Source organism: Streptomyces sp. Edi2, from assembly GCF_040253635.1.
Classification (GTDB): domain Bacteria; phylum Actinomycetota; class Actinomycetes; order Streptomycetales; family Streptomycetaceae; genus Streptomyces.
In genome coordinates this window covers 7,866,770-7,876,521 of sequence record NZ_JBEJGX010000003.1, presented here as the reverse complement: position 1 = coordinate 7,876,521, position 9,752 = coordinate 7,866,770, and the positions used below count along the sequence as shown (strand labels likewise).

Below are 9,752 nucleotides of genomic sequence, written 5' to 3'. Positions count from 1 at the left end.
CGGGGGCGGTCCGCCGTCACGGGGACGCCGTCACGGGGACGCGCGGCGCCGTCCGTATCGGGGGTGCGGGGCGCGGCAGCGGGTGTGGACCATCTCACGGCCGGGCGCACGGCAGGAGCGGCGCGCTGGCATGTGGCGCCGCGCACGCACTCTGCCGGTGATGCGGACCCGGCTAGGGCAGACTTGGCGTCGAAGAACCGACGACAAGGATGGGCATGCCGATCACACCTGCCAACGGACAGACCGCCGGCGACCCGGCGGTGAGCACACCGGGCGGCGCCGCCGAACCGATCATGCTGGAGCTGGTCGACGAGGACGGTACGACGATCGGCACCGCGGAAAAGCTCGCGGCACACCAGGCTCCCGGGCAGTTGCACCGGGCGTTCTCCGTCTTCCTCTTCGACGAGAAGGGGCGGCTGCTGCTGCAGCGCCGGGCGCTGGGGAAGTACCACTCCCCCGGTGTGTGGTCCAACACCTGCTGCGGCCACCCGTATCCCGGTGAGGCACCGTTCGTCGCCGCGGCCCGGCGGACCTCGGAGGAGCTGGGCCTGGCGCCCGCTCTGCTGGCGGAGGCGGGAACCGTGCGTTACAACCATCCCGACCCGGCCTCCGGCCTCGTCGAGCAGGAGTACAACCACCTGTTCGTCGGGCTGGTGCGGGCCGAGCCGGCACCCGACCCCGAGGAGATCGGCGAGATCGCGTTCGTGACGCCGGAGGAGCTTGCCGAGCGGCATGCCGAGGCGCCGTTCTCCGCCTGGTTCATGACCGTGCTGGACGCGGCGCGACCGGCGGTGCGTGAGCTCACCGGAGGTTCGGCGGGCTGGTAGCGAGCGGGGTGAGCGGCAGTTCGGCCCAGATGGCCTTGCCGCCGCTCCTCGTGTCCTCCACATCGCATTTGCCGCCCGCCTCCGCAGTGAGCGTCTTGACGAGCCACAGCCCGCGGCCGCCGACGTCGCCCTGATCCGCCTCCAATGCCTTGGGGCGGTAGGGGTGGCTGTCCTCGACCGCGACCCGTAGCCAGTTCGCCCCGATGGTGACCTGGACGGCGATCTGGGGCGAGAGCAGGGCGGCGTGCCGGACGGCGTTGGTGACGAGTTCGGAGACGATGAGCAACAGGCCGTCCATGATCTCGGCGGCCACGGGAACACGCTGTTCGGCGAGCAGATCCCGGACCGCGTGGCGTGCCTGCGGCACCGAAGACTCCAGTGCCGGGGCGGTGAACCGCCAGACACCTTCGTACGCGAGCGGGGAGGTCAGCTCTTCGGGGGGTTCTGCAGGGGGTCCGGAAGGCATCCTCACAGGAAGAGTGTTGAGAATGCGTTGGTCCGGACCGGCCAGCTGAACACAAGTCAGCGCTTATCGACGCCTTATGGCCGATTGCGAATGAGGCGCTCGGCCCGGCGACCGATCCTGTTGCTTTTATGGGTTGTTCGCGGACTTACCGGAGGTGACCCCCGTACGATCCGCGCCCCCGGGCGGTGCATCCGGAACGCACAGCGCGGCGGGACCGGTGTCTGGCACCGGTCCCGCCGCGCTGTTTCAGTAGCGGGGACAGGATTTGAACCTGCGACCTCTGGGTTATGAGCCCAGCGAGCTACCGAGCTGCTCCACCCCGCGTCGGTGAACACCACACTACGGGTCGGCCGCCTCAGGGCCAAATCGATAATCATCGCGGGTGCCGCGGGCCTCCACGGGCGGCGTCCTGGGCCCTTCGGACGGCGCCCCGCCGCGGTCCTCAGACCGCCCGGTCGGTGATCCGTCCGCCGTCGACCTCGATACGGCGGGTGGTGTGCACCGCTTCCAGCATCCGGCGGTCGTGCGTGACCAGCAGCAGGGTGCCGGGGTACGAGGCGAGCGCGGACTCCAGCTGTTCGATGGCCGGCAGATCGAGGTGGTTGGTCGGCTCGTCCAGGACGAGGAGGTTGACCCCGCGGCCCTGGAGGAGGGCCAGCGCGGCGCGGGTCCGCTCCCCCGGTGACAGGGTGCGCGCGGGGCGCAGCACATGCGCCGCCTTCAGCCCGAACTTCGCCAGCAGTGTGCGGACATCGGCGGGCGGAAGGTCGGGAACACAGGCCCGGAAGGCGTCCATCAGCGGCTGGTCGCCCTGTGCCTGGTCGCCCGAGCCGGGTGCGCCGAAGAGCCGGCCGCGCGCCTGGTCGACCTCGCCGACCACCACGCCGGGGCCCAGGACGGCGTGCCCGGTGTCCAGCGGGAGCCGGCCGAGCAGGGCGGCGAGCAGGGTCGACTTGCCGGAGCCGTTGGGGCCGGTGATGGCGACCCGGTCCGCCCAGTCGATCTGCAGGTCCACCGGGCCGAAGCGGAAGTCGCCGCGCCGCAGGCCGGCGCCGCGCAGGGTGGCCACGACCGCGCCGGCCCGGGGCGCGGCGGCGATCTCCATCCGCAGCTCCCACTCCTTGCGCGGCTCCTCGACCACCTCCATCCGCTCGATCAGGCGCTGGGTCTGCTTGGCCTTGGCGGCCTGCTTCTCGGTGGCCTCCACCCGGGCCTTGCGCCCGATCTTGTCGTTGTCGGGGGCCTTGCGGCGGGCGTTCTTGACACCCTTCTCCATCCAGTTGCGCTGGGTGTGCGCCCGGGTCTCCAGGGCGGCCTTGGTGTCGGCGTACTCCTCGTACTGCTCCCGCGCATGGCGCCGGGCCCGTTCGCGCTCCTCCAGGTAAGAGGTGTAGCCACCGCCGTAGGTGTTCACCTGCTGCTGGGCGAGGTCGAGTTCGACGACGCGGGTGACCGTGCGGGCCAGGAACTCGCGGTCGTGGCTGACCAGGACGGTGCCGGCGCGCAGGCCCGTGACGAAAGACTCCAGCCGGTGCAGGCCGTCCAGGTCGAGGTCGTTGGTCGGCTCGTCCAGCAGGAAGAGGTCGTAACGGGAGAGCAGCAGCGAGGCGAGCGAGGCGCGGGCCGCCTGGCCGCCGGAGAGCGTGGTCATCGGCTGGTCGAGGCCGATGGACAGGCCGAGCTGCGCGGCGGTCTCCTCGGCGCGCTCGTCGAGGTCGGCCGCGCCCAGCGCGAGCCAGCGCTCCAGCGCCGTGGCATAGGCGTCGTCGGCGCCGGGCCGCTCGTCGACCAGCGCCTGGGTGGCGGTGTCCAGCGCGAGCTGGGCCTCGGTCACGCCCGTACGGCGGGCGAAGAAGGCGCGTACGGTCTCTCCCGGGCGGCGGTCGGGCTCCTGGGGGAGGTGGCCGACCGTGGCGGTGGGCGGGCCGATCGAGAGCGTGCCGTCCTCCGGGGTGTCCAGGCCGGCCAGCAGGCGCAGCAGCGTGGACTTGCCCGCGCCGTTGGCGCCGACGAGGCCGACCACATCGCCGGGGGCGACGACCAGATCGAGGCCGGAGAACAGGACGCGCTCGCCGTGGCCGGCGGCGAGGTCTTTGGCGACAAGAGTTGCTGACATCAGGCCGCCGATCGTATCCGGCCCGGTCCGTCGCGGTCGCTCTAATATCCGGAGCATGGAACCCGGCCTGAAGACGCATGTCAGCGACGGCACAGCGACCGTCACCATCAGCAATACCGGCAAGCGGAATGCCATGACCGTGCAGATGTGGCGGGACCTGCCGCCGCTGCTGGAGCGGCTGACGGCCGACCGCTCGGTCCGGTCGCTGGTGCTGACCGGCGAGGGCGGGACGTTCTGCGCGGGCGCCGACATCGGGTCGCTGCGGGATCCGGCGGGTGAGTCGCAGGGCCTGGCGGCGGCGGCCGAGGAGGCGCTGGCGGCGTACCCCGGGCCGACGCTGGCGGCGATACGCGGCTATTGCGTGGGCGGCGGCACCCAGTTGGCGGCCGCCTGCGATCTGCGGTTCGCGGAGGAGGGCGCGCTGTTCGGGGTGACGCCGGCCAAGTTGGCGGTCGCCTATCCGGCGGCGGCGACCCGGCGACTGGTCCGGCTGGCCGGGCTGTCCACCGCCAAGTACCTGTTGTTCTCGGGCGAGTTGATCGACTGCACACGGGCGCTGCGAGCGGGTCTGGTGGACGAGGTGCTGCCCGAGGGCGCGCTGGACAAGCGGGTGGCGGAGTTCTCGGCGGTCCTGGCCAGCCGGTCGCTGCTGACGCAGACCGCGGCGAAGGAACTGGCCGACGGGACGTGGGACGTGCCGCCGACCGAGGCCGAGGCGCGCGGCGCCCACTGGGCCGAGCAGGCGCGGGCGAGCGGCGACACCGCGGAGGGTGCCGCCGCCTTCCTGGAGCGCAGGGCGCCGCGCTTCACCTGGCCGGCGGGCTGACGCCGGGGGCGGGCCTTACGCGGTCCGGGCCTTACGCGGTCCGGGTCTTACGCGGGCCAGGTCTTACGCGGGCCAGGTCTTACGCGGGACCGGGGCGGGTCAGGCCGGCCCGGGACTTGGGACGGCTGCTCACTGCTGCCCGGTCAGCAGGGCCCGGCCGCCCTCCCGCATCATCGCGGTGATCTCGGCCGGTGCCTTGTCAGGCGAGCCCGCGTCGTAGGGCGGCTGCGGGTCGTATTCGATGCCGAGCTGGATCGTCTGGGCCACGGTGTCCCCGGCGATCCGGCCGGCCAGCGTCAGCCCCATGTCGATGCCGGACGAGACGCCGGCCGCCGTGACGTACTTGCCGTCGACGACCACCCGCTCCCCCGTCGGCTCGGCCCCCAGCGCCGGGAGCTGGTCCAGCGCGAGCCAGTGGGAGGTCGCCCGGCGCCCCTTGAGGAGCCCCGCGGCGGCCAGGATCAGCGAGCCGGTGCACACCGAGGTGGTCCAGGTGGTGCCGGCGTCCACGGCGCGGATCCACTCGTGCACCGGGCCGTCCGCCATCTGCGCGGCCTGCCCCGGGCCGCCGGGCACGACGAGGATGTCCGGTGCGGTGACCTCACCCAGCGTGGCGTCGGCGACCAGCCCGAGCGAACCGAGGTCATTGCGGTGCGGGCCGGTGCGCTCGGCGACGAACACCGCCTCGGCACCCGGCAGCCTGCTGAGCGTTTCGTAGGGGCCGACGGCGTCCAGCGTGGTGAAGCCGTCGAAGAGAAGGATCGCGAGCTGCATGGCGTCTCCTGTCGGTGGATCGGTAGAGGTGGTGCCGGCCCGGTGGAGCGATGACGGCCGGTAGGGGTTCAGGAAGAGATGAGGGGTGGTCCGGCGGTCCGGAAGCGGCGGCGGTATTCGGCCGGAGAGGCGCCCAGGGCCCGGAGGAAGGCGCGGCGCATCGCCTCGGGGGTGCCGTAGCCGCAGTGGCGCGACACCTGCTCGATGCCGTCGGCAGAGTCCTCCAGATGCCGTCGGGCGGCCTCCAGCCGGACCCGGTCGACATAGCGCCCCGGCGTCATGCCCACTTCGTCGCGGAAGGCACGGGCGAAGTGCCGCGGGGAGAGGCGCGCACGCTGCGCGAGGGCGTCGACGGAGAGGTCCCCCGCCGGGTTCTCGGTGATCCACTGCTGGACGTCGCGCAGCGGTCTGCGCTGGGCGGTCTGCGCGGCGAGCTGGGCGCTGAACTGGGTCTGGTTGCCGGGCCGCCGCAGAAACACGACCAGATGGCGGGCGATGCTCAGCGCGACGTCCCGGCCCAGATCCTCCTCCACCAGGGCCAGGGCGAGGTCGATACCGGCCGTCACGCCCGCGGAGGTGGCCAGATCGCCGTCCCGTACGTAGATCGGCTCGGGTTCGACCCGTACCGCGGGGAACCGTTCGGCGAGGGTGTCGCAGAGCATCCAGTGGGTCGTGGCGCGGCGGCCGTCCAGCAGCCCGGCCTCGGCCAGCAGCAGCGCTCCGCTGCACACCGAGACCTTCCGCCGGGCGCGGTGGGCGTTGTCGCGCAGCCAGTCGATCAGCCGGGGGTCGGGGGTGCGGGTGCCCTGGCCGCCGGGCACCAGCAGGGTGTGCGGCGCCCCGGCGGCGGCGAGCGTGGTGTCGGGGACCAGGGTCAGCCCGCTGGTGGTGCGGACCGGGGCGCCGTCAAGACTGGCGGTGCGGATCCGGTAGACGCCCGGGACTTCCTGGGCCGCACCGTGGAAGACCTCGACCGGTCCGGAGACGTCGAGAGCCTGCACACCGTCGAAGAGAACGACGAGTACCTCGCGCTGTTCCATGCCTCCATCCTGGTCAGCGGCGGCGAAGGCGGCAACGACGGATTTCCCACCCTTTCTGCCATCGCCCGGGCCGGCAGCGGCTTACGGCCCTCCTCCGGCGCCCTGCGCTCACCCCCATACCGACGGGTCGGTAGCCTGCCCGTATGACCTCTTCCAGTGCACTTCCCGAGCAGGCCGGCCGTACCTGTCACAACGTCGTCAACCCGTTCCACTCCACGCACTACTTCGCGCCGGAGCTCGCCGCGGAGATGGCCAAGGCCGGGATAGAGAACCGCAGCGCCGCCTACTTCGCCTGCCGAGGAGCGGCCATGGGCGCGGTGGGCCCCGGCACCATCACGGCCACCTTCTACAACTTCAAGCACGAGCTCATCGCCGAGCACGTCCCGGACGTCTGGACGGTCACCACGCCCCAGGCCGTGCTGGACGCCCGGCTGCGCGCCGTGGACGCCACGCTGCGCCGGCTCCTGGGCCCGGAGGCCGTCGAGTCGCCGGAGATGGCCGAGGCCGCGCAGCTGGCGCTGCGCGCCGTCGAGGGCTGCACCCGCCAGGCCCGGCCGCTGTATGCCGCGCACGCCGACCAGCCGGTGCCGGACGCCCCGCACCTGGCGTACTGGCACGCCGCGACGCTGCTGCGCGAACACCGCGGCGACGGCCACCTGCTGGCGCTGTTCGACGCCGAACTGGACGGGCTGGAAGCGCTGGTCAGCCACACCGCCAGCGGCCGCGGGATGAGCTACAAGGGCGTCATGGCGACCCGTGGCTGGTCGGAGGAGGACTGGGCGGCGGCGCAGGAGCGGCTGCGGACCCGCGGCCTGCTGGACGCCGAGGGCGAGTTGACCGAGGCCGGTGTCCAGCTGCGCAAGGACCTGGAGCGGACGACGGACCGGCTGGACCGGGCGCCCTACGAGCACCTGGGCGCCGACGGCGTGGCCCGGCTCACCGAGCTGGCGACCGGTTTCACCACCGCCGCCATGAACGCCGGGGCGTTCCCCGCCGCGCTGTTCGGCAAGTGAGGCCTTCGTAGCACCGCCGGGCCCGCGGTCTCCGGGAGGGGCGGATCCGTTCGCGCCGCCCGGGGCCGGGGCGGCTCTCCCCGCCGGCGGGCGGGCGCGGGGGCCGCGCGGACACCCCCGGGCGGCCGGGCGGTGCGACAGTCCGGCCCGCCAACCGGCACAATGCAGGCTTACGCAAGCGCTGGAAGGCGGGTCAGGATCAACGTGACGGCAGCCACTGAGCCCATCGGGACCCTCGGGTCCATCGAAGCGAGGATCGCCGGGGAGCTCGGCGTCAAGGAGCGGCAGGTGAAGGCCGCGGTCGAACTGCTCGACGGCGGCTCGACGGTCCCGTTCATCGCGCGCTACCGCAAGGAAGCCACCGAAACGCTCGACGATGCGCAGCTGCGCTCGCTCGAGGAGCGGCTGCGCTATCTGCGGGAGCTGGAGGAGCGGCGGACCGCGATCCTGGAGTCCGTACGGTCCCAGGGCAAGCTCGACGCCGCCCTGGAGGCGCAGATCCGCGGCGCCGACTCCAAGGCGCGGCTGGAGGACATCTACCTCCCGTTCAAGCCCAAGCGGCGCACCAAGGCGCAGATCGCGAGGGAGGCGGGCCTGGAACCCCTCGCCGACGGACTGCTCGCCGATCCTTCGGTGGAGCCGTCCGCGGCCGCCGCGGCGTTCGTGGACGACGGCAAGGGCGTCGCCGATCCGGCCGCCGCCCTGGAGGGCGCGCGGGCCATCCTGACCGAGCGGTTCGGGGAGGACGCGGACCTGATCGGCGAGCTGCGCGAGCGGATGTGGTCGCGCGGGCGGGTCGCGGCGAAGGTCCGTGAGGGCAAGGAGGAGGCGGGCGCGAAGTTCGCCGACTACTTCGACTTCGCCGAGCCGTTCACCGAACTCCCCTCCCACCGGGTGCTGGCGATGCTCCGCGGGGAGAAGGAGGAGATCCTGGATCTCAACCTGGAGCCGGAGGATCCGTCGGCGGCGACCGAGGGCCCCAGCTCCTACGAGCAGTCCATCGCGCACCGCTTCGGCATCGCCGACCGGGGCCGGCCCGGCGACAAGTGGCTGCAGGACACCGTCCGCTGGGCCTGGCGCACCCGGGTCCAGGTGCACCTCGGCATCGATCTGCGGCTGCGGCTGCGGCAGGCCGCCGAGGACGAGGCGGTGCGGGTCTTCGCCTCGAACCTGCGCGACCTGCTGCTGGCGGCGCCCGCCGGTACGCGCGCCACGATGGGCCTGGACCCCGGTTTCCGTACCGGCGTGAAGGTCGCGGTGGTGGACGCGACCGGCAAGGTGGCCGCCACGGAGACCATCTACCCCCATGTACCGCAGCAGAAGTGGGACGCCTCGCTGGCCACGCTGGCGAAGCTGGCCCGCGAGCACGACGTCGAACTGATCGCGATCGGCAACGGCACCGCCTCCCGCGAGACCGACAAGCTGGCAGCCGATCTGATCGCCGCGCAGCCGGAGCTGAAGCTGACGAAGGTGATGGTCTCCGAGGCCGGCGCCTCGGTGTACTCCGCCTCCGCGTTCGCCTCGCAGGAGCTGCCCGAGCTGGACGTCTCGCTGCGTGGCGCGGTGTCCATCGCCCGCCGTCTGCAGGACCCGCTGGCCGAGCTGGTCAAGATCGACCCGAAGTCGATCGGCGTCGGGCAGTACCAGCACGACCTGTCCGAGGTGAAGCTGTCGCGCTCGCTGGACGCGGTGGTCGAGGACTGTGTGAACGGCGTCGGCGTGGATGTCAACACCGCTTCCGCGCCGCTGCTTTCGCGGGTGTCGGGCATCGGCTCCGGTCTCGCGGAGAACATCGTGGCGCACCGCGACGGCAACGGCCCGTTCCGCTCCCGCAAGGCCCTCAAGGACGTGGCGCGGCTCGGCCCCAAGGCGTACGAGCAGTGCGCGGGCTTCCTGCGGATCCGGGGCGGCGACGACCCGCTGGACGCCTCCAGCGTGCACCCGGAGGCGTACCCGGTGGTGCGCCGGATGGTGAAGTCGGCGGCCACCGAGGTCGGTTCGCTGATCGGCAACGCCACGGTGCTGCGCACGCTGAAGGCCGCGGACTTCGTCGACGACTCCTTCGGCCTGCCGACGGTGAGCGACATCCTGCAGGAGCTGGAGAAGCCGGGCCGCGACCCGCGTCCGGTCTTCAAGACGGCGACCTTCAAGGACGGCGTGGAGAAGATCGGCGATCTGCAGCCGGGGATGCTCCTGGAGGGCGTGGTGACCAATGTCGCCGCCTTCGGGGCGTTCGTGGACGTGGGCGTCCACCAGGACGGTCTGGTGCATGTCTCGGCGATGTCGAAGACCTTCGTCAAGGACCCGCGGGACGTGGTGAAGCCGGGCGACATCGTGCGGGTCAAGGTGCTCGATGTCGACATTCCGCGGAAGCGGATCTCGCTGACGCTGCGGCTGGACGACGAGCACGGCAAGGGCGCCGCGGCGGCCGGCGGCGGCGAGCGCCGGGGCGGCTCCGGCAGCTCCGGCGGCGGCCGGGGATCCCGTGAGGGCGGCAGCCGGGGACCACGTGAGGGCGGTGGCCGGAGCGGTGCGCCGCGGCAGCGGCAGGGCGGCGGGCAGCGCGGCGGTGACCGCCGCGGCGGCCGTGACGCCGGACCGGCCAACGACGCGATGGCGGACGCCCTGCGGCGCGCCGGGCTCCTGGGCACGGAGCGCGGCGGCCGCTGACGCGGAGCACGGCTGCCACC

8 protein-coding genes and 1 tRNA gene are annotated in these 9,752 nt (G+C 72.8%); 4 read left to right on the top strand and 5 right to left on the bottom strand.

The window, feature by feature from the left end; genetic code table 11:
- The first annotated feature begins 215 nt into the window (after positions 1-215).
- Positions 216-827: an isopentenyl-diphosphate Delta-isomerase gene (gene idi, locus ABR737_RS37825; RefSeq protein ID WP_350255682.1), complete on the top strand. Its 612-nt coding sequence runs from the start codon at positions 216-218 to the stop codon at positions 825-827.
- Here the strand turns inward: idi and ABR737_RS37820 are convergent.
- The 3 genes from ABR737_RS37820 to ABR737_RS37810 all read right to left on the bottom strand — a co-directional run bounded on the left by ABR737_RS37820 (position 802) and on the right by ABR737_RS37810 (position 3,409).
- Positions 802-1,293, bottom strand: a complete 492-nt coding sequence (locus tag ABR737_RS37820; protein WP_350255681.1) for an ATP-binding protein — start codon at positions 1,291-1,293, stop codon at positions 802-804. The genes idi and ABR737_RS37820 overlap by 26 nt on opposite strands.
- Positions 1,294-1,543: 250 nt before the next feature.
- Positions 1,544-1,617 (bottom strand) — tRNA-Met (locus ABR737_RS37815).
- A 118-nt stretch (positions 1,618-1,735) separates the two neighbouring features.
- A complete protein-coding gene (locus tag ABR737_RS37810; protein ID WP_350255680.1) occupies positions 1,736-3,409 on the bottom strand; it encodes an ABC-F family ATP-binding cassette domain-containing protein in 1,674 nt (557 codons plus the stop codon).
- Between the two features lie 55 nt (positions 3,410-3,464).
- Between ABR737_RS37810 and ABR737_RS37805 the strand changes: the two genes are divergently transcribed.
- Complete coding sequence (locus tag ABR737_RS37805) at positions 3,465-4,235, top strand: enoyl-CoA hydratase/isomerase family protein (RefSeq protein WP_350255679.1); 771 nt, start codon at positions 3,465-3,467, stop codon at positions 4,233-4,235.
- A gap of 129 nt (positions 4,236-4,364) precedes the next feature.
- Here ABR737_RS37805 and ABR737_RS37800 read toward each other — a convergent pair whose 3' ends face one another.
- A complete protein-coding gene (locus ABR737_RS37800) occupies positions 4,365-5,009 on the bottom strand; it encodes a DJ-1/PfpI family protein (protein WP_350255678.1) in 645 nt (214 codons plus the stop codon).
- Between the two features lie 68 nt (positions 5,010-5,077).
- On the bottom strand, positions 5,078-6,049 hold the full coding sequence (locus ABR737_RS37795) for a GlxA family transcriptional regulator (RefSeq protein WP_350255677.1): 972 nt from the start codon (positions 6,047-6,049) through the stop codon (positions 5,078-5,080).
- A 143-nt stretch (positions 6,050-6,192) separates the two neighbouring features.
- Between ABR737_RS37795 and ABR737_RS37790 the strand changes: the two genes are divergently transcribed.
- Both ABR737_RS37790 and ABR737_RS37785 read left to right on the top strand, forming a co-directional pair.
- Complete coding sequence (locus tag ABR737_RS37790) at positions 6,193-7,062, top strand: SCO6745 family protein (protein ID WP_350255676.1); 870 nt, start codon at positions 6,193-6,195, stop codon at positions 7,060-7,062.
- Positions 7,063-7,266: 204 nt separating this feature from the next.
- Positions 7,267-9,732, top strand: a complete 2,466-nt coding sequence (locus tag ABR737_RS37785; protein ID WP_350255675.1) for a Tex family protein — start codon at positions 7,267-7,269, stop codon at positions 9,730-9,732.
- The last annotated feature ends 20 nt before the right edge of the window (positions 9,733-9,752 follow it).